The organism is Deinococcus aetherius (genome assembly GCF_025997855.1).
GTDB lineage: Bacteria > Deinococcota > Deinococci > Deinococcales > Deinococcaceae > Deinococcus > Deinococcus aetherius.
Genome location: NZ_AP026562.1, coordinates 321,119 through 339,191, shown reverse-complemented (window position 1 = coordinate 339,191; position 18,073 = coordinate 321,119). Strand labels below are relative to the sequence as shown.

22 protein-coding genes and 1 pseudogene are annotated in these 18,073 nt (G+C 68.8%); 6 read left to right on the top strand and 17 right to left on the bottom strand.

The features are described from left to right. Nucleotides 1-51 precede the first annotated feature (51 nt). A complete protein-coding gene (locus tag DAETH_RS21190) occupies nucleotides 52-3,792 on the bottom strand; it encodes a GAF domain-containing protein (protein WP_264778117.1) in 3,741 nt (1,246 codons plus the stop codon). Between the two features lie 497 nt (nucleotides 3,793-4,289). Beyond that, entirely contained in the window at nucleotides 4,290-4,721 is a 432-nt protein-coding gene (locus tag DAETH_RS21185) for a VOC family protein (RefSeq protein WP_264778116.1), read from the bottom strand. A 62-nt stretch (nucleotides 4,722-4,783) separates the two neighbouring features. Here DAETH_RS21185 and DAETH_RS21180 point away from each other — a divergent pair, with 62 nt between their 5' ends. Next, on the top strand, nucleotides 4,784-5,770 hold the full coding sequence (locus DAETH_RS21180) for a helix-turn-helix transcriptional regulator (protein WP_264778115.1): 987 nt from the start codon (nucleotides 4,784-4,786) through the stop codon (nucleotides 5,768-5,770). Nucleotides 5,771-5,870: 100 nt separating this feature from the next. Then, entirely contained in the window at nucleotides 5,871-6,254 is a 384-nt protein-coding gene (locus DAETH_RS21175) for a hypothetical protein (protein ID WP_264778114.1), read from the top strand. A gap of 72 nt (nucleotides 6,255-6,326) precedes the next feature. Here the strand turns inward: DAETH_RS21175 and DAETH_RS21170 are convergent, their stop codons facing one another. Further along, nucleotides 6,327-6,749: a PIN domain-containing protein gene (locus DAETH_RS21170; RefSeq protein ID WP_264778113.1), complete on the bottom strand. Its 423-nt coding sequence runs from the start codon at nucleotides 6,747-6,749 to the stop codon at nucleotides 6,327-6,329. A 2-nt stretch (nucleotides 6,750-6,751) separates the two neighbouring features. Continuing rightward, nucleotides 6,752-7,024: a type II toxin-antitoxin system Phd/YefM family antitoxin gene (locus tag DAETH_RS21165; RefSeq protein ID WP_264778112.1), complete on the bottom strand. Its 273-nt coding sequence runs from the start codon at nucleotides 7,022-7,024 to the stop codon at nucleotides 6,752-6,754. A 225-nt stretch (nucleotides 7,025-7,249) separates the two neighbouring features. On the opposite strand from DAETH_RS21165, the gene DAETH_RS21160 reads away from it, so the two are divergent. Next, nucleotides 7,250-7,441: a hypothetical protein gene (locus tag DAETH_RS21160; protein ID WP_264778111.1), complete on the top strand. Its 192-nt coding sequence runs from the start codon at nucleotides 7,250-7,252 to the stop codon at nucleotides 7,439-7,441. Nucleotides 7,442-7,466: 25 nt separating this feature from the next. On the opposite strand, the gene DAETH_RS21155 is transcribed toward DAETH_RS21160, so the two are convergent. The 8 genes and pseudogenes from DAETH_RS21155 to DAETH_RS21120 all read right to left on the bottom strand — a co-directional run. Continuing rightward, nucleotides 7,467-7,925, bottom strand: a complete 459-nt coding sequence (locus DAETH_RS21155) for an HD-GYP domain-containing protein (protein ID WP_264778110.1) — start codon at nucleotides 7,923-7,925, stop codon at nucleotides 7,467-7,469. Nucleotides 7,926-7,990: 65 nt separating this feature from the next. After that, the gene (locus tag DAETH_RS21150; RefSeq protein ID WP_406585124.1) at nucleotides 7,991-8,533 is read right to left on the bottom strand and encodes a hypothetical protein; all 543 of its coding nucleotides are present in this window, start codon (nucleotides 8,531-8,533) and stop codon (nucleotides 7,991-7,993) included. A 29-nt stretch (nucleotides 8,534-8,562) separates the two neighbouring features. Continuing rightward, nucleotides 8,563-8,940: a roadblock/LC7 domain-containing protein gene (locus DAETH_RS21145; RefSeq protein ID WP_264778109.1), complete on the bottom strand. Its 378-nt coding sequence runs from the start codon at nucleotides 8,938-8,940 to the stop codon at nucleotides 8,563-8,565. A 35-nt stretch (nucleotides 8,941-8,975) separates the two neighbouring features. Then, nucleotides 8,976-9,509 (bottom strand): GTP-binding protein, encoded by a 534-nt coding sequence (locus tag DAETH_RS21140; RefSeq protein WP_264778108.1) that lies wholly within the window; start codon nucleotides 9,507-9,509, stop codon nucleotides 8,976-8,978. Further along, entirely contained in the window at nucleotides 9,506-10,210 is a 705-nt protein-coding gene (locus DAETH_RS21135) for a hypothetical protein (RefSeq protein ID WP_264778107.1), read from the bottom strand. Before DAETH_RS21135 ends, DAETH_RS21140 begins: the two co-directional genes overlap by 4 nt. Before the next feature lie 362 nt (nucleotides 10,211-10,572). Further along, nucleotides 10,573-11,172 (bottom strand): hypothetical protein, encoded by a 600-nt coding sequence (locus tag DAETH_RS21130; RefSeq protein ID WP_264778106.1) that lies wholly within the window; start codon nucleotides 11,170-11,172, stop codon nucleotides 10,573-10,575. Between the two features lie 18 nt (nucleotides 11,173-11,190). Beyond that, complete coding sequence (locus DAETH_RS21125; protein ID WP_264778105.1) at nucleotides 11,191-11,448, bottom strand: hypothetical protein; 258 nt, start codon at nucleotides 11,446-11,448, stop codon at nucleotides 11,191-11,193. A gap of 92 nt (nucleotides 11,449-11,540) precedes the next feature. Continuing rightward, nucleotides 11,541-11,720: pseudogene (locus tag DAETH_RS21120) on the bottom strand (hypothetical protein); the annotation flags it as partial. 156 nt (nucleotides 11,721-11,876) lie between these two features. On the opposite strand from DAETH_RS21120, the gene DAETH_RS21115 reads away from it, so the two are divergent. Beyond that, complete coding sequence (locus tag DAETH_RS21115) at nucleotides 11,877-12,215, top strand: cupin domain-containing protein (protein ID WP_264778103.1); 339 nt, start codon at nucleotides 11,877-11,879, stop codon at nucleotides 12,213-12,215. Between the two features lie 137 nt (nucleotides 12,216-12,352). Here the strand turns inward: DAETH_RS21115 and DAETH_RS21110 are convergent, their stop codons facing one another. Both DAETH_RS21110 and DAETH_RS21105 read right to left on the bottom strand, forming a co-directional pair. Further along, nucleotides 12,353-13,246 (bottom strand): ParB/RepB/Spo0J family partition protein, encoded by an 894-nt coding sequence (locus DAETH_RS21110; RefSeq protein WP_264778102.1) that lies wholly within the window; start codon nucleotides 13,244-13,246, stop codon nucleotides 12,353-12,355. After that, complete coding sequence (locus DAETH_RS21105; protein WP_264778101.1) at nucleotides 13,227-14,024, bottom strand: ParA family protein; 798 nt, start codon at nucleotides 14,022-14,024, stop codon at nucleotides 13,227-13,229. The genes DAETH_RS21110 and DAETH_RS21105 overlap by 20 nt, the downstream gene beginning before the upstream one ends. A 338-nt stretch (nucleotides 14,025-14,362) precedes the next feature. On the opposite strand from DAETH_RS21105, the gene DAETH_RS21100 reads away from it, so the two are divergent. After that, nucleotides 14,363-15,652 (top strand): MFS transporter, encoded by a 1,290-nt coding sequence (locus tag DAETH_RS21100; RefSeq protein WP_264778100.1) that lies wholly within the window; start codon nucleotides 14,363-14,365, stop codon nucleotides 15,650-15,652. A 16-nt stretch (nucleotides 15,653-15,668) separates the two neighbouring features. Here the strand turns inward: DAETH_RS21100 and DAETH_RS21095 are convergent, their stop codons facing one another. From DAETH_RS21095 to DAETH_RS21085, 3 genes are read right to left on the bottom strand one after another with little or no spacing between them, the layout of a single operon-like run. Continuing rightward, complete coding sequence (locus DAETH_RS21095) at nucleotides 15,669-16,691, bottom strand: branched-chain amino acid aminotransferase (protein ID WP_264778099.1); 1,023 nt, start codon at nucleotides 16,689-16,691, stop codon at nucleotides 15,669-15,671. Nucleotides 16,692-16,746: 55 nt separating this feature from the next. Continuing rightward, the gene (locus tag DAETH_RS21090; protein WP_264778098.1) at nucleotides 16,747-17,043 is read right to left on the bottom strand and encodes a CPBP family glutamic-type intramembrane protease; all 297 of its coding nucleotides are present in this window, start codon (nucleotides 17,041-17,043) and stop codon (nucleotides 16,747-16,749) included. Beyond that, nucleotides 17,043-17,405 carry a hypothetical protein gene (locus DAETH_RS21085; RefSeq protein WP_264778097.1) on the bottom strand — a complete coding sequence of 121 codons (363 nt, stop codon included), beginning with the start codon at nucleotides 17,403-17,405 and terminating at the stop codon, nucleotides 17,043-17,045. The genes DAETH_RS21090 and DAETH_RS21085 overlap by 1 nt, the downstream gene beginning before the upstream one ends. Nucleotides 17,406-17,572: 167 nt before the next feature. On the opposite strand from DAETH_RS21085, the gene DAETH_RS21080 reads away from it, so the two are divergent. After that, nucleotides 17,573-18,070 (top strand): hypothetical protein, encoded by a 498-nt coding sequence (locus DAETH_RS21080; protein ID WP_264778096.1) that lies wholly within the window; start codon nucleotides 17,573-17,575, stop codon nucleotides 18,068-18,070. Nucleotides 18,071-18,073 lie beyond the last annotated feature (3 nt).

Sequence of the window (18,073 nt, the reverse complement as noted above, 5' to 3'; positions counted from 1 at the left end):
CTTGAGTATGGACCGGGCCGTGGAGAAGCGGGGCCACAAGCGAAGCTTTCCTTACCCTTCCGGCAGGGTGAAGAAGAAGGTCGTGCCCTCCCCCAAGGTGCTCTCCAGCCACAACCGGCCGCCGTGGCGCTCGACGATCTTCTTGCACACCGCCAGCCCAATTCCGGTCCCCTCGTACTCCTCCCGGCCGTGCAGCCGCTGGAAGATGGTGAAGATGCGCTCGTAATACTGCGGCTCGATCCCGATACCGTTGTCCGAGACCGCGAAGCGCCAGAACTCGCCGTCTTGCTCAGCGGAAACGCGAACGCGCGGGACGACGCCCTCCCGGTGGTACTTCAGCCCGTTCGAGATCAGGTTCTGCAAGAGCTGATCCAGTTGCTGCCCGTCGGCGAGGACCAGGGGCAGATGTCCACGGGTGATCTCCGCATCCGTGTTCCCCGGTTCTGCCTGAAGGCGCCGGGCTACCACATCGAACACGGCGCCGCTGTCTACGGGCTGCGGCTCGCGTTGCTGGGTATGCACCCGGGAAAAGGCCAGCAGGTCATCGACCAGCCGCTTCATGTGCTCGCCGCTCTCCATGATCTGCCGCAGGTAGAGCTGCCCCCGCTCGTCGAGGTGCTGACCGTACTTGCGGTGGATGACCCCAGCAAAGCTGGTCACGGCGCGGATCGGGGCTTGCAGGTCGTGGGAGGCGATGTACGCGAACTGTTCCAGTTCCGCATTGCTGCGCCGCAGCTCCTCAGTGCGCCGGGACAGGTCCGCCACCCCCTCGGCGCGTTCCAGGGCCAGGCCCAGGCTGCGTACGGTGGTTTCAAGGACCGCCCGGTCCTCGGCACTCCAGCGCCGTTCGTGAAACAGCGGCACGTTGAAGATGCCCAGCACCTCGCCGCGCACCATCACCGGCAGGGTGGCGACCGCGTTCACGTGGCTCACCACCTCGGCGGGCGTGTCGGCTCCTTGCGCGTACACGTCCTGAAAGTAGGGTGCCCGGGTGCGCTGCGGGATGTCCAGGGTCGGGGTCTGTCCGGCGGGCAGGCCCGCGTCGATGGTCGCCTGAAGGGCGGGGCTGCCCACGTTGCGGGCCTGGGCGGTGGCGTACCAGCGGCCGTCGCGGACCTCCCAGAAGGCCGCGTAGCCGGGCGGCAGCAGGGTCATCACCATCTCCAGGGCCGACCCGATCAGGGCGGAGGGCTCGGTCTGAAGGGTGAGGTCGCCCAGCAGGTCGGAAAAGCCCTCCAGGGCCCGGGTTCTGGCCTCCAGTTCTGCGTTCTGCTCGGCGAGGCGCCGGGTCTGCTCGGCCCGTTCCAGCGCCAGGGTAAGCTGGCGTCCCACCGTCTCCAGCGCTGCCCGGTCCTCGCCCGACCAGCGCCGCACGGTGAAGAGCGCAAAGCCCAGCACGCCCCGCACCTCCCCGCCCACCTGCACCGGCAGCGTGACCGTGGCTCCCGGGTACTCCTCGCTGCCGACGAGGTGATCACTCGCCGGGTCGTACTCGTCCTGATAGTGGGCCTCGCCGCCGCGCCACGGAATCAGGAGGTTGGGGGTCGTCTCGAAGGGGAGGCCCGCCGCCAGCACCGCCTGCAACTCGGGCGTGTTGGCGTGGCCGACCTGCGAGCGCGGGCGCCACCGGTCCCCGTCCGGCTCGAAGTACGACGAGAAGCCCGGCGGCAGCAGGCCCAGCACCACCTCCTGGGTGCGGCGGATCAGGGTGTAGGGGTCGGTTTCCAGCACGAGGTCGCGCGACAGCTCGGCGAACGCCGAGAGGGCCTGGCTGCGCCGCGCCTCCTCGTCCTTGCGGGCCTGAAGCTGGCGGGCCTGCTCGGCACGCTCCAGGGCCAGTTCCAGGCTGCGACCTACCGCCCGGAAGATGACTTGGTCGCGCTCCGCCCACCGCGAGGTGGTCTTGAAGCCCATCATGAGAAAGCCGAGCACCTCACCCGCCACCATGACCGGGTACGCCGCGACCGTGCCGTCGTGGTCGCGGCCCTCAATGCCCTCGGGCTCGGCATCCCAGCCCTTAGTGAAGATGGGCGCCCGCTCGCGCAGCAATTGCGCGATCAAGGGTGTGTCGCCCGGCAGGCCCGCTTGCCGGGCGGCGATGAAGTCGGGCTGGGCATCGAGGTCGGTCGTCCACGTCCGCAGCTTCCACACCTTGTCCTCGCGCTGGTAGTAGCCGCCCGTCCCGTCCACGAACTGGGCCTTGAGGACCTCGACGGCCCGTCCAGCAAGGGTCACCACGTCGGTCGAGGTGCCGACCGCCTCGGTGAACGTCACAAAAGCCTCCTGGGCGTGGGCCTTCTCCTCGATCTGCCGGGCCCTGTGGGCAAGCTGGGCTGCCGCCCTGGCCCTCTCGAAGGCCAACCCCAGCGTGCCCGCCGCCCGAAACAGCAGGTCGCGCTCGCTGTCCTGCCATGGGCCCAGGTCCGTCCCCCGCCACACCACCAGAAAGCCCTCCAGCGTGCCGTCCGGCAGGTGGATGGGTTCCACCCCACCCGCCAGCGAGGGAAACGAGGCCAGGGTGCCGGGTTCCGCGTGGTAGTCGTTCAGGTACACCCCCCGGCCCGCCTCGGCGGCCCGATGCAGGATGGGCGTGTCTTCCAGCCGCAGACCCGGGCGGGTCATGTAGCTCGTGATGACCTCCGGCGTCTGGCCCCACAGGGTGGGCAGCCGAATGCCCTGGCCGTCCACGCGTACCACCAACATGCTCTGCGCGCGCAGGGCCGGGCCGAGGGTCGCCAGCGCCAGGTCCGAGACCTGCTCCGGGGTGGAGGCGCGTTGCAGGGCGTCCCCCAGGGCGGCCAGCACCTCGGCGCGTACCCGGGCCATCTCGGACTCGCGGGTGCGCTCGCGCACTTGGGCTTCCAGGTCGGCACCGCGCGCCCGCGACGCGGCCTCGGCCGCCCGCCGGGTGCGCAGGTCTCCCAGGTAGCCCACCACCAAGGACTGCCCGACGTCCTCGTAGCGCACCAGCACCACGTTCAGGGGGACTCGCTCTCCCCCTCGGGTCAGCATCTCCTTCTCGTAGGGCTCGGAGGTGCCCTCGCCCAGGGCCTGAGCGAAGGCCTGCCCGTCGGCCTCCCGGTACTCGGGCGGTGTGAGCGAGGCCCAGTCAATCTCCCCGGCCTCGAACTCGGCGCGGGTCAGGCCGAGGAGCCCCAGGTAGGCGTCGTTGACCAGGATGAGTCGCCCCGACAAGTCCCCGGCGGCGATGGCGACCGGGCTGGCCTCGACCATCCGGCGAAAGCGGGCCTCGCTGCCGCGCAGATCCACGAGCAGCCGTATGCGTCCCAGGGCCAAGGCGCACTGCGAGGCGAGGGTGCGCAGGAAGCGCTTCTCCTCCCCCGTGAACCCGTGCGGCTCTTGGAAGTCGAGGACGATGACGCCCAGGGGAGCCTCGTCGAGGAACATCGGCAACACGGCGGTGGCAACGGCGGCCACGCCGCCCGTGCGGGCCTCCAGCTCGGGATAGGCCCGCAACAGGTCCCCCTCGTGCTCGAAGAACAGGGGCTCGCGGCGCCTCAACGCGTCTCCAGTGGGCACGTTACCGTCCAGGGGACCGTCCTGCCACAGGGTCTGGGCCCCCTCCTCGTGGCCCTGGACGGCCGCGATCTCCAGGCGGTCCCCCGCCGCACTCACCAGGAGCACCGCGCCCGCGACGGCGCTCAGTGCCTCCAAGGCGGGGTGCAGGACCACCCGGAACACGTCGTCCCGCGTGCCCGCAGCGGCCAGGGCCTCCGTGAGGTCTTGCAGCCGTTGGCTCAGGGATGCGGGGGACGTGGCCGGACTGGACATGCGGTCAGGATAGGGGTCACCCGCAGCGCTGGTCTGAGCAGATGCCCACACCTGAGAGCCCTCCCGACCCGTCTTCCAAGCTCCGGTGAAGGGCCCTCATGTGGTCTGAGAATATCGGTTCTCAGACTCCGGACGCGGAGGTAGGGGCCTTGCTTCCTCTCATCTTTGAACACATCAACGCGTTCTAAGCACATCCGCCCGAAAACGTCCGTTAAGGCTTTTCACGCCGTCTATGAGGGAGTTCGTGCTTTAGCCATACTGCGTCATTTCTACCGATGTTCGCCGTTGGGTTGGGCAGTAAAACCTCGATTGTTCGAGAGAAATTCGAGGTCGAAGCACAAGTGCGAACGGTCAACGGCTGATCTCGGGCGGTCGGGCCGACAGCGCGTGACACGCCGCTTGAGCGAAAGGGGAGTGTCTGACCTTTCTGGTGACCCGGGTGCTGACCGCTGGGGGCAGGGACCGCCGAAGACCGCCCCCAGGAGTGCGGTGTCCGGTTAGCGGAGGACATCCACGTAGTGCGGGTTGTACATCACGCCCAGCACGTTACCGAACGGATCAATGACGGTCGCCGTGACGAATCCCGCACCGCGGTGCTGGGGTCCTTGCAGCGGCCTTGCGCCCAGCGACTGCAACCACTCGAAGGTCGCCTCGATGTCAGTCACATGCCAGTACACCACTGCGCCGCCTGGGCTGGACGCGAACCCTTCCGGTGCGTACCGGCGGTCGATCAAGCCCAGCTCCTGCTGGTAGTCGCCCACGCGAAACTCCGCGTACCCCGGGCGCTCGAAATACGGGGGGAGGCCCAGGACCTCGGTGTACCACCGCTTGGCCGCCTCCAAATCATCCGCCCACAGATTCACCGTCGCGATGCCGCGCAGACGCTGGACGGGGTTGCTTCCCGGCTCTCCCTGAAGGTTGGTGTTCATGTCCATCAGCCTGCCACCAGTGCCCGTCAGGGCTTGTCGTGCTCTTGTGGCAAGCTGCACGTGTGTACGACCCCAGCATGCGCGTCCTGACGGTCCTGGAACTCCTGCAAGCCCGCGAGCAGGTCACCGCCACCGACCTCGCCCAGGCGCTAGAGGTCAGCGTTCGCACCGTGCAGCGGTACGTGGCCCGCTTGCAAGACCTGGGGATTCCCGTGCACTCCACCCGGGGTCCCGGCGCGACGTACCGCCTGCGGCCCGGCTTTCGCCTGCCCCCCCTGATGTTCAGTCTCGGGGAGGCGTTCGCACTCGCACTGGGTCTCGACGCGCTGGCGTACCTGGAGCTTCACGACGGCAACCCCGACTTACCAGGCGCCCGCGCGAAACTGGAGCGGGTCCTCCCTCCTGAAGTGCGGGAACGCCTGCGGGGGACCCTCGCGGCCCTCGCGTTCGACCTGCCACCCGCCATACCTACCCCCCAGGCGCAGGTGCTCACAACCCTGGCGCAGGCGGTGCAGGCTCGGCTCGCCGTGCGCCTGGTGTACGCCGTCTGGCACGCGGACACGGCCACCGAGCGGGTGGTGGAGCCGCTGGGGTTGCTGCGGCATGACGGGCACTGGTTCCTCGCCGCGTACTGTCGGCTGCGAGGTGCGCCGCGCCTGTTTCGGGTGGACCGGGCGCGTGAGGTGGAGGTCACCCGGGACGCCTTCGCGGCCGACCTGGAACTGGACGTGCGGGCCTTCGTGCAGGAGCGATTAACGTTGGCGGTGAGCCCGTGGCGCGTGACTGCCTGGGTGGACCTGCCGCCACATGAGGTGCTGGCCCGCTGGCCGCACTCAACGCTGCTGGTGTCCCCGGAGGGGATGGGCTCGCTGGTGCGTCTGAGTGGGCTGCACCTGGACACGGCGGCGGCGCTGTTGTTGTCGCTGGACGTGGAGGTCGAGGTGCGTGAGCCGGCCGAACTGCTGGAAGCGTTCGGGCGGGTGGCGGCACGAGCGAGGAACGTGGTGCACCGCATGGTTAAAGCACGAACTCCCTCCCAGACGGCGTGAAAAGCCCTAACGGACGTTTTCGGGCGGATGTGCTTAGAACGCGATCAACTCCCCTTGACGCTGCCACCCATGCGTAGCGAGGCTAATGGTGGAGGTTTCGATGATTTTGCTCCTGCTCCTGATCGGCCTGATCGCCTTGCTCCTTTACCGCCAGCGCCCCCTGACTGATCAGGTGCTGGCATTCGCCCTCCGTACCGATCAATTGCCACGCCCCATTGTCCAGCGCCTGGTCCTGATCGCGCTGATGATCGGTTCGCTTGTCCTGATGGTGCGGCAGAGTCAGCTCGGTGTTATCAGCCTGCTCATTACCCTGGCCCAGGGCGTGCTGGCGGTGCTGGCCCTGCTGCACGTCCCGGTGCCGCCATTGGTCGTGCAGGGCGTGGGCCTGCTGCTGCTCGCGCTCCTACTCGGTCTGGCTCCGATAGCGTACGTGAGCATCCTGCGCCGACTTCATACCGTCGAGTCAAGTGTTCGCCACCCATAGAGCGATTGAACAGAAGAAAGGCGGCCGCCGGGCCGCCTTTCTTCTACAGACACTTCCTGCCCTGGACCGGGGTTACACCCCCAAGTGTGCTCGAAGGGTCTCAGGCGTCCACGTCGGTAGACCGCACCCCAGGAAGTCTCCGTCGCTTGTGAGAATCGGTGCGTCACCCAGATGCAGCGCCAGGGCCACCAGCGGCCAATCGTTCGGGTCGCGCGGCACGCGGCGGCGCGCTTCAGCCTCTCGATCCGCGTAATCGGCCGCTACCACGTACACGATTCGGGCGGTCAGGAAGTTGAAGGCGTTCTCCAGGAGCTGTTCGACCTGTTCCGCCTCCGCACGACCGCTCCTCACCATCAGTCCACCTCGGCGCCTCAATTCGTGCTCCGTCTCGCTCGCCGCGTGTTGAGGTTGAAACAGTGTCACGTCTGGGTGAGCCAGCAACGCCAGCCCTCGTGCCCGCAACACCTCGCCCACCAGCACGCTTGCATCCACCACGTTCAACGCGCGTGGCCGTCGTCTTCCCGTGCAAGGCGTTCGATCTCGTCCGCGAGGGCGTCCGTCGTCATGTCGTTCCGCTCCGCGATCTCCCCTAGCAGCCGCTGCACGTTCTGGGCGAGCTGATAGACGCGCAGTTTGTCCCCCCGCGCTGTGTCCCCCAGCGGTACGTACATCCCCACCGGGCGCCCATACCGCTCGATGATCACCGCTTCACCCTCGTTCACAATGCTGCTCGCCTGATCCTTGAGCTCCTTGATTCCCACGTTCCGCATCCTCCTACCTCCTTTTGTCCAACATCTTAGCCAACTTTTTGGCCCGGATTGACTCGCCAGGACGCTTGGTGGGTGAGGGGGGCAAGGGTCCTCTCGGGACGACACCTTCCGTCTTCTGCCTGCTGCTTCATCCCCAGTCTCTGCCGGGGAGGCGACACCACCCCTGGCGGGGTGGTCCAAGGCAGGGGGGAGGGGATCAGAGGGTCCTCTCCTCAGGAAGTTTTTATGAAGCGGATTCCCGAGTACGACGTTATGGCGCTCTGTGTTCTCGCCTTCGTTCTATGTGTCCTCTTTTCAGAAGCCCGGCTGGCTGTTGAAGGGTTGAATCGTGTCCTGGATACTCTCGATCACCACCTTCAGCTCGTTGCCCTCGTTCGACTGGCTGAGCTTATTGCGAGAGGCTCGAAGGCCGACTGATTCCTGGCGAGTGGGTGAAGGGTTTTTACCTCTCACCCACTCGCTGTCTCTGTTTCGCCGCGAAAACCAGTTCCTTCGCCTCGCTTCGCATCCCAGTTGCATGCACTACCACCACGGGTGTGGTTATTGATGGTTGAACATCAGATTTTGTGGATGAGACTCCGGGCAGCAGGGTGGTCAGACGGACGCTGTCCAAGGGGTGCCGCTGCATCCACTGCCATTCCTGCGCGCTCAATGGACCGGCCTTGTGGCGCACGGCCCGGGGCACGAACACTTTGCCTAGATCGTGCAGCAGCCCGGCCCGGCAGGCTTCACGCACCTGCTCGTCGGAGAGCCTCAGGTGCTCGGACACGGCGGCGGCCAGCAGCGCCACCCGTCCGGAGTGAGCGGTGGGAGGCCACCCGGCCACGCGCTCGGCCAGGCGTGGGCAGACCCCACTCGACGGGAAGAGGCGAGGAGAGAAGACGTTGGGCCAGAGGGTCATCGGCACCTCCTTTGGGGCAAGCGAGAGCGCCCTCGTCCGGGGGCGAGGGCGCTCGGGAGACTGGTTCAGAGTGGGCTGAAGACGAACTTGTCGCAGGTGCCGCCACGCAGGACGCTCTCGGTGTGCTCGCCGAGGTACATCTCCCCGATGATCGCCTCCAGCGCCCCCCACACCGCGCCCAGGGTAAAGGTGCACTTGCGGTCGCTGCCGAGGGGTTCCCCCGCCGAGCACACGGTGTCCTGGGTCTCGATGACGATGTTCTCGCCCTCGCGGTAGGAGCGGGTCACGGCGGCCAGGCAGGTGCCGTCCCGCCCGATGGCGGCGTCAAGCAGGGGCGCAATTTGCTCGACCGGCACATTGCGGCCCGCCACGCCGAGTTCGGTGGCGAGGTCGCGGCCCCGCACCTTCCCGGCGCGGGTGAAGACGACGGCGGCCCCGTCCGGGCCGAGGGTGTCCTCGACGCCGACGATCACGGCCTTGAAGCAGACGACGGAATTGAAGTCGCCCAGGTGCGGGCGCAATTGCGGGGTGGCGGCGGCGGTCACGGGAGTCCTCCTGGGGTAAAGGGTGGTGAGCAGGTGGTGGAGCGAGGCGGGCAGGGTTGCCATACGAACCTCGGAACGTCGGGGAGAGGGGATCAGAGGATGGTGGCGACGCTCTGGGCGGCGTCCCGGGCTTCCATGTTCAGCAGGCCCAGGTTGATCCCCGTCGGGGCGACGACGGCGAGCACGCCTTTGTTCCCAGCCGCGTAGATGTACACCTGGCCGTGTGCTCCCCCCACGCTCATGTCGGTGAGCTGACCCGAGCCGAGCGTGTCGTTGATGCGCTTGCCCAGCCCCAGGGCGGTCGCGGCCATCGCGGCGACGCGGTTGGCGTCCGTGCCGTTCCCCATTGCCTGCGCGATGGGCAGACCGTCCACCGTGGCGACGAGCGCGCCCCGCAGTTCGGGCATCGAGGTGCGCAGGGTGGTGAGGGTGGAGTTCAGGAGGTCCTGCTTGCTGAGGGTCGCGGTCATGGTGACTTCCTTTCCGGGGCTGAGGGTGAGCCCGGTCACGAGAGGGCGGGGGCGGCGAGCTGGAGTTCGAGCAGGCTGGCGAGCAGCAACCGGGCGTGATCCGGGTCGGTGGCGTTTAGACCGACGACCTGTCGCTCGGGCAGGCCGAAGTACAGGGCCACGTCGTCAGGGGCCCACACGCGCGGCAGGTCCTGGCGGGTCACGCCGACCAGGAAGGGCACCGGGATGCGGCTGGTGATGAAGTCGAGGATGTTGCGGGCGTGGGCGAAGTCCTGGGGACGGTCCCCGGCGACAAGCAGCACCAGCCCGAGGGCGCCCTCGCACAGCACCTCCCACATGAAGGAAAAGCGGTCCTGCCCTGGGGTGCCGTACAGGTGCAGTTCCTGGCCGTCGAGGCGCAGGGTGCCGAAATCGAAAGCAACGGTGGTATGACGCTTGCCGATGTCCTCGCTCGCCTCGGCCTCGGTGGCGACGACGGGCGTCTCGGAGAGGGTCTGGACGAAGGTGGTCTTACCCGCGCCGACGGGGCCGGACACCACGAGCTTCAGTGGGGCCTGGAAATCGGTCATGCGCTCGCCAGGCCGGAGAAGCGGCGCAGGGCGCCGAGCAGGCGTTGCACGAGCGGGGCGGGAGCGAGAGGAGGGGCGGGAGCGAGAGGAGGGGCGGCGGGGACCGGGCTTGCCACCGACCCTACGGCGCCCGCCGCCTGGGGCAGGACGCTCCCCGCCCGCAGCGGCGCAATTAAACTCACGGCTCGCAGTCGGTGCAACGTCTCCTGAACCTCGCGTTCGGGGCGACCGACCCGCCGGGCCAGGTCCGAGGCGCTCGCTCCTGCGGCCAGATGCGGCCCGATCATGGCCCAGGTGTCCGCGAGCCCAGGGGGAACGGGCGCGGTGGTCGAGGCGGGCATGAAGCGGGTGTCCGGGTGGGGCAACTGGTCTTCGGGGACGGAGGTTTCGGCTGAGGCAGGAAGCAGCTCCAGCAGCGGCAGCTTGTAGAAGCCGGAGATGATGGCCGAGAACTCGCGAGGCTTGAACTCGAAGGCCCCCCGGCCCTGGGCGCACAATTCCCCCAGGATGTCGTGAACCCGGCTCGACTCCCGGACCGGGAAGCCGTCGAGGTACAGGGCGCGCAGAGCGCCTTGAATCAGCGTCAATTCGAGGGTGCGACCTCGGTAGGCACTGTGGAAGTACAGCGTCCCACTGCGAGGTTTGAGGACTCTCGCCAGATCGGTGAGCGGATGGTGTTCAAGGTCGCCGAAGAGAGCCACGTCAACTCCTTTCCGAACCCAGGGAAATGAGGCTCTGTGAGGATGGCTTTGCTTGCATCTGCCCCGAGTTGTACCCGGTGCAGAATGTCGAATCTCTTACTCTCCGGTGAACCTTTGAACATGAAGGGATCGCGCTAGACCCCGGCCTGACGACGTTCTCCGGCAGGAATAGTCCTGCTGGACCTCACAACCTCTTCCGAAGGAGCTCAGCACCTCTTGCCCGGCGGCGGGTAAACCTCCAGTTAGACGGTTTCAAACACTCCTTCTTGAATGGGTTAAGACCAAGCATCAACACGGGGGAGGAGCGCTCGCAGACCCCCTCCCCTGTGTTGATGCCCGGCGCCGCCGTCGCCCGCTCTCGGTCAGTAGTCCCAGTCGAGGGAGTGCTGACGCTGGTGCTGCTGGCGCTCGACCTCCAGCTCGCGGTGCCACTGGTGAACCTCCTCCAGCTCGAGCAGCGTCCGGGGGTCCTCCTGGTAGATGCCCAGCTCTAGCTGCAACTCCTTCTGCTGGCTGTACGCCTCGCGGCTGTAGGTCCGCAGCTCCGCCAACTCGTCCTTCTGCAAGGTCCTACTCGTGGCCGCCACCACATGCACGTGGTCGTGCTCGCCCTGGTCGGTGTGGCTGACCGCCACCCAATCGCGCACCTTGAGGCCTTGCTCCTCAATGCGCTGTATGACCGCCGCCGTCCATGCCTGCCGCCCCTCCTCGTCGAGGTCAGCGTGCCCCTCGCCCGGGTTGAGCACGAGGCGGTAGTGGTAGGCCTTGCCGGGCTGCTCCCCGGCCTGATCCAACCGCTCATAAGCCTGCTGGCGGCTGACCTCCCCCTGGCGGTCGAAGAGGAGCCGCGTCTCGCGTTCGCCCAGGTCGTTCTGCCGGTGCTGCATGTACCTCACTGACCCCTTGGCCTCGGCAACGCTGCGGGTGTAGCTGGCCTTTACCACCGCGAAGGATCGCGCCATGATCTCCCCTCTCCTCGACTACCGCCGCCCGAACAGGCCGCCCTTGGGCTGATTGCGGGCCTCTTCCTGAGCCGTCAGCAGCTCCGCAAAGGCGCCGTTTACAGCCCTGGTCAGATTCTGCATGGTGGTCCTCAGTTCACCCACGGCCTTCTGGGTCTCGCTGCCCTGCCCCTCCTGGGCCTCGATGCGCTTCTCCAGGGTCTGCACATGCTGAGCGAGAGAGCCGACCATCTCCAGGCCCTTGCGAAGCTCACGGGTGGCCGCCGTGAGGTCCACCAGGGCGCCTGGGTCCTGCTCTCCCGCCCCGGCGGCGATTTGGTTGAGGGTCTGCCGGACTCCGGGGCGGGGGCGCGGTGACCCTCGGCCCCTCAGCGCACCTCCTGCGCGTGGAGTTGCGCGTCGTGAAGCTGGCGGTAGAGCCCGCCCCGCCGCAGCGCCTCGTGGGTGCCCTGCTCGGCGACGACGCCCCCCTCCACCACCACGATGCGGTCGGCCCCCTGGATGGTGGCGAGGCGGTGGGCGATCACCAGGGTCATGCGGCCCCGCGCGGGTGATGGGTGCCCCCACGAGTTCCCGAAAGGGCGGGCGCAGGAGACTTCTCCACCGACCCGGCCCGAGGGTTCGGACCTCCCGGCTTGCGGTTTGCTTCATGACCGCCCGGCCTCTCCCCTCCTAGGCCGGGAGTCGTCGATACTGAGGCCGCTATGGCTGACACGACGGTGAAGAAGGTGAACTCCCACTACTCCCCCAAGGGCAAGCAGGGCCAGAAGTATCTGGTGAACGGCAAGTCCATGTCCATGCGGCTGTGGGAGGACGAGCAGCCCGGCGAGGGCGACGAGGCCCACGCCCGCCCGTACGAGACCGTCGGTTTCGTGATCTCGGGGCGCGCCGAGCTGCACATCTCGGGCTCGGTGCTTCTCCTCGAACCCGGCGACTCCTGGGTGGTGCCCGAAAATGCCGAGCACCGCTACAAGATTCTCGAACCCTTCACGGCGGTCGAGGCCACCCACCCTCCCGCCGAGATGCACGGCCGGGACGAGTAAAGGGGCGGGGCGCCCTCTCCCCCACCGCCGAATCCAGCGAGGCGGCGTTCAACTAGACGGCAACGATGGAAGCAGCGAAGGCTCAAGGTGTCCCTTCGCTGCTTCCGTCGTTTGTTCCGGATGCCCGGCGGGTCGATCTACCCGGCTTCCCCGAGCAGGCGCGCGAGTTCCCCCAGCAGGGTCTCGGCACGGCGCCTTTCCTTCGCCCCCAGGGCGTCGAGGCGGCGCCTGTCCCGCAGGGCGCGGGCGACGAGCGCGGCGGGGTCCGCAGGTTTATCTTTCCGGAAAGATAGGAGCCGTTCGCGGAGTTCGGCCTTGGTCGCGCCGCCCAGGGCGAGGTCGAGCAGTTCGCCCTGACGCCCCTCGGGCGCGGCGGCGACGACCCCGGCGAGGCTGTACCCCAGGCCGTGCTCGCGCATGGCGGTGAGGACGGGGGCAGGCCAGCGCAAAACCCGCAGCTTGTTCTTGACAAAGGACGTCCATGTGCCGCGCCCCAGCCCGGTGAAGAGCGCTTCCAGGCGCGTGACGTCCTCGGGGTGTTCACCCGGCCGGTTCACGAGGACGTGCAGGCGGGCGGGCACCTCCTCGGCGGGCAGCCCCAGGACGCGGGACACCAGCGCGACCGTCAGGTCCACCTCGTCGATGACATCGAGGTCGGCGCGCTGGAGGTTCTCGACGGCAGCGGCGTCCTGCGCCTCCTCGTCGCTCAGGTCGCGCACGACCACGGGCACGGCCCTCAGGCCCGCGAGTTTCGCCGCCCGCCAGCGCCGCTCCCCCGCGACGATCTCGTGACCGTCTCCTCCCGGCAGCGGGCGCACGAGCAGCGGCTGGAGGACGCCCCTGTCGCCCACGCTCGCCGCCAGGTCCCGGAGTGCGGCCTCGTCGAAGTGGCGGCGGGGCTGGAAACGGCTAGGGGTCAGGCTTTCGACGGAGAGTTCGCGGGGAGACTCCTCCCGGGTGTCCACCGGGGTCAGGTTTGCCACCAGGGCGCCGAGGGCCCCGCGCCGGGCGTCAGGGTCGCGCCTGGGCATGCGGCACCTCCCCCAGCACTTCAAGCAGTTCGCGCGTGACCGCCTGCACCTCGGCGACAGCTGGGTTTCTGGGGTCGTAGAGTGCGATGGGCAACCCCTGGAGCTGTGAGTTCGGGTAGACGCTGGGGCGCTCCGTCAGGGGCGTGCTCACGGGGGCGACGCCCGCCGCCCGCAACGCCTCGACGCTCTCGCGGCTGAGGTTGGTGTTTCCCACCCGGGTCGGCACCATCAGGGCGATCCGCAGCGAGGGCACTGCAACCTGCCTGAAGGTGGCGACCATGCGCGTGACCCCCGTCAGGCCCTCCAGCCCCTTGTTCCCGGCGGGCACGGGCACCACGAGGTCGTCCGCCGCGAGGACCGCCAGCGTCGAAAGCTGCCCCAGGCTGGGGGGCGGGTCGATAAGCACGAAGTCGTACGCGGAGGCGAGGTGGCGGACCGCCGTGCGTAGCCGCATCTGCCCCATGACCTGCCCGGGCAGCAGCGGCTCGACCTCCGCCAGGTCGAGGCACGACCGCACGAGGTCGAGGCCGTGGACACGCACCGGCTGGGGTAGGCTCAGATCCTCCGTCGGGCCCAGGACCGCCGAATACAGGGTTTCGAACTTGGCGTCGGGTCCGCCGGGCACCTCCGCCCCCAGCCAGCGGGTGAGGTTCGCCTGCGGGTCGGCGTCGATGAGCAGCACGCGGTATCCGGCGGCACCGAGCGTGTACCCCACATTGAGGGCCGTGCTCGTCTTCGCCGCGCCGCCCGCATGATTGAAAAACGTGATGGCACGCATCCAGCCGAGTCTAACCCACAAGCACGGTGAAGCAGGGGTGGAGGGTGGACACGCGCTCAACCTCGCACCGGGCGGGGTGGCAGGGACCCAAGCCCTCTTATCTTTCCGGAAAGATAAACCGCCCTCGACGGACATCCGGGACAGGGAGAGAACGGGCGACTTCAGAGGGGGAGAACTGCCTGGAGCCGTCCTAAAGCGGTTAGGCGCCTCTTCCAAGGACTTCTCTGAGGCGTGACCCCGACCGTCCGGACGGCAAGCAGCGCGTGCCCCCGGGAGGGACAGGGGAAGGCGAAACAGGCGTGCACTTCCAAGCCCACTCGCCCGCTACAGTTTCGCCTATGCCCGTTCCCGCCGACTCCTCCAACCGGGCCGTCCTGCGGCTGCCCGAGTTTCGCGCGCTCCTGCTGGCGACCCTGTGCAGCACTTTGGCAGGCCGCGCCGTGGCCCTCACCGTGGCGTACCAGCTCTATCAACTCACGAAGAACCCGCTCACCCTGGGCATCCTGGGGCTTGTCGAGGCGATCCCCGCGCTGAGCCTGGCCCTCTTCGGGGGCGTGGTGGCCGACCGCAACGACCGGCGCCGCATCCTGCTCACGACGACCACCGTCGAACTCGGGTGTGCGCTGCTCTTCGCCGGGTACGCGCTGCTGGGGGCGGGGAGCGGCGTGTGGCCCATCCTGGCCCTGATCTTCTGCCTGGGGCTGGCGCGCGGCTTTTCCGACCCGGCCCTCCCGGCCTTCGAGGCCCAGGTCGTGCCGCGTGACCTCCTGCTGCGGGCCTCGGCGTGGCAGGCGAGCGTGTGGCAGGCGGCGGCCATTGCGGGCCCAGCGCTCGGCGGGGTGCTGTACGCCGTGCTGGGGGCCGGGGGCGCGTACCTCTTCGCCGCCGCGCTGTTCGGCGTGGCGCTCCTCTGCGTGGCCTTGATCCGGCCCAAGCCCAGACCCCGGTTCATCCCCGGCGAGCCCGTGTGGCACAGCATCAAGGAGGGGCTCGCCTTCGTCCTGCGGCGACAGGTTCTCGTGGGAAGCATGGCCCTCGACCTCTTCAGCGTGCTGTTCGGGGGGGCGGTGGCGCTGCTGCCGGTGTTCGCCTCGGACATCCTGCGGGTCGGTCCGCAGGGGCTGGGAATCCTGGTGGCCGCGCCCAGCGTCGGCGCGCTGGCGGTGATGTTGTACGCGACCAACCGCCCCCCGGGCCGTAATGCCGGGCGGACTCTGCTCGCCGCCGTGGCGGGTTTCGGGGTGTGCATGATCGTCTTCGGGCTCTCCAGAAACCTCGCCCTCAGCGTGGCGGCGCTCGTGCTCGCGGGCCTCTTCGACGGCATCAGCATGGTGATCCGCCGCGCGACGCTGCGTCTCAAGGCCCCCGATCACCTGCGCGGGCGTGTCAGCGCCGTCAGCAGCATGTTCATCGGCGCGAGCAACGAACTCGGCGCCTTCGAGAGCGGGGTGGCGGCCAGCCTGCTCGGCACGGCCCGCAGCGTGTGGCTGGGCGGCCTCGTCACGCTGCTCGTGGTGGGAGTGACCGCCTACCTGGCTCCGGAACTGCGGGCGATGAACCTCGACGACGTGGGCGAGGGGGAGGGACGCGCGGTGGCCCTCGACGCGGCCGTCAGCGAGCCGACCTGACCTGTGTTCTGGAGGGTCACTCCACCTTGACGATCCACCCCCCCGGCGCCTCGACATCCCCGGACTGGATGCCCGTCAGCTCGTCGTACAGGCGCCGGGTGACCGGCCCCACCTCGGTCTCGCTGTGGAAGACGTGGAAGCGGTCGCCGTTCTGGATGCCGCCGATGGGGGTGATCACGGCGGCGGTCCCGCAGGCCCCAGCCTCCACGAACTCGTCCAGCCGGTCGACGAACACGTCCCGCTCCTCCACCTCCAGGCCCAGGCGCTCCCTCGCCAGGGACAGCAGGGAATCTCGGGTGACGCCGGGGAGGATCGAGGGCGAGCGCGGGGTGACGAAGTGCCCGTCCCGGGTGATACCGAAGAAGTTGGCCGAGCCGACCTCCTCGATCCGGGTGTGAGTCTCGGGGTCGAGGTAGATGCAGTCGCCGAAGCCGCGCTCCCGCGCCTCGCGGCCGGGGAGGAGGCTCGCCGCGTAGTTGCCGCCCACCTTGGCGGCCCCGGTGCCGTTGGGAGCGGCGCGGTCGTAGCGCGAGACGACGAAGTTGGTGGGGGTCAGGCCGCCCTTGAAGTAAGCGCCCACCGGCACGCAGAAGACCGAGAAGAGGAATTCGGGCGCGCTGTGGACGCCGAGGTTGTCACCGACGCCGATCACGAAGGGCCGCAGGTAGAGGGCCCCGCCCGAGCCGTAGGGCGGGAGATAGTCGAGGTTGGCGAGCACGACCTGGCGGCAGGCGTCGAGAAAGCGTTCGGTCGGAATGGTGGGCATCAGCAAGCGGGCGCAACTGCGCTGAAGTCTTGCCGCGTTCCGGTCAGGGCGGAAGAGGTTGACCGAGCCGTCGCGGCAACGGTAGGCCTTGAGCCCCTCGAAGCACTGCTGGCCGTAGTGCAGGGCGGCCGAGCCCTCGCTGATGTGGAGGCAGTTGTCCCCCGTGAGCACGCCCTCGTCCCACGCGCCGTCCCGCCAGTGGGAGAGGAACCGCAGATCGGTCCTGAGGTAGCTGAAGCCCAGCGTCGTCCAGTCGATGTTCGGGCGGCTCATGGTGCCTCACCCTAGCGCGGAAGCGGGGCGAGGGGCGCCTCCTCCCCCAGCCAACTCACACCGGCCGACTCAGCAGCGTGACGGTCATGTGCCACGAGGCGTGCGCAAGCATCGCCGTCTCCGGGTTGCGGCGCCAGTACAGCCAGCCGAACGCCACCCCGACGAGGGCGTTGAGCAGGATGGTACGCGCCACGAAGGCGGGCGTCAGGTCGGTCACCAGCCCCGCCGCCCCGAGGTGCCCGACCCCGAAGAGCACGGCGGAGAAAACCACTGCCCCCCACATCACCCCCGCTCCCGGGCGACCCCGCCCGCGTTCCACCAGGCCCCAGCCCAGCCAGACGAGCAACGTCATCATCCCCAGCGCAACAGCAGTTCCTCCGTCAGCCCCCCGTAGAGGACGCCCGCGAGGAGTCCGGCGGCCCCGTCGCCCCACGAGAAGGGACGGTCCGAGAGCCCGGGCAGCACCGAACGCAGCCCCACCCTGGGGGCCAGGACGACGCCCAGCGCGACGCCCCCGAGCAGCAGGAGGCCGGGCTGGATCAGCGAGAGGGCCGCGAGCAGGGCGGGGGAGAGGGAACCGGGCAGGCTCGGCAGCGGCCCCTCGCCCCGCGCCGCCCCCTCCAACAGGCCGAGCAGGGTGGGGGAGAGCCCCAGCAGGCCGAGCAGCCCGACGACGGCGAGCCGGGTGAAGGCGGGCTGAGTGATCGGCGGCACCCAACTCCTTTGAGGCCACGAGAGCGGGGCTGGTCTTCGGATTCTCCCTCACTCTTCCAATGGAACGGGGCGGTCCTTCCCAGGAGAGCGGGGAGGCCGGCCCGGCGCGTCCCCCGAACGTTTTAGGAAGACGCCTTCCGCGCCCTCCATGCTGTACTGGGGGGACCATGACGGAAGACGACATCCAAGGCGGCGCGGTACTCCGACCGGACGAACGTTCCCCCGAACTCCGCGGCACAGCTCTCCGGCGCTGGCTGCCCGTCGTGGCGGGCGGCGTGGCGGGGGCCGTTACGGTGACACTCCTGAACGAGGGCGTCCGTCGGGTGACGCCCCACGCGCCGCGTATGGACGTGATCGGCGAGCGGGCCCTGAGCGAGGCGCTGGAGGCCGTGGGGGTGAACCCGCCCCGGGGAGACAGCCTCTACCGCTGGACGCTGCTGGGTGACCTCGCCTCGAACACCCTGTATTACGCGCTGGTGGGCGTCGGGGGCCCGCGCAACGCCTGGGGCAGGGGAGGGGCCCTCGGGCTCGCCGCCGGGCTGGGCGCCGTGCTGTTGCCGAGACCGCTCGGCCTGGGCCGCCAGCCGGGGGAACGGGCGCCGCTGACCCAACTTCTGACGGTGGGGTGGTACCTCGCGGGCGGGCTGAACCTCCCCACAGGATGACAA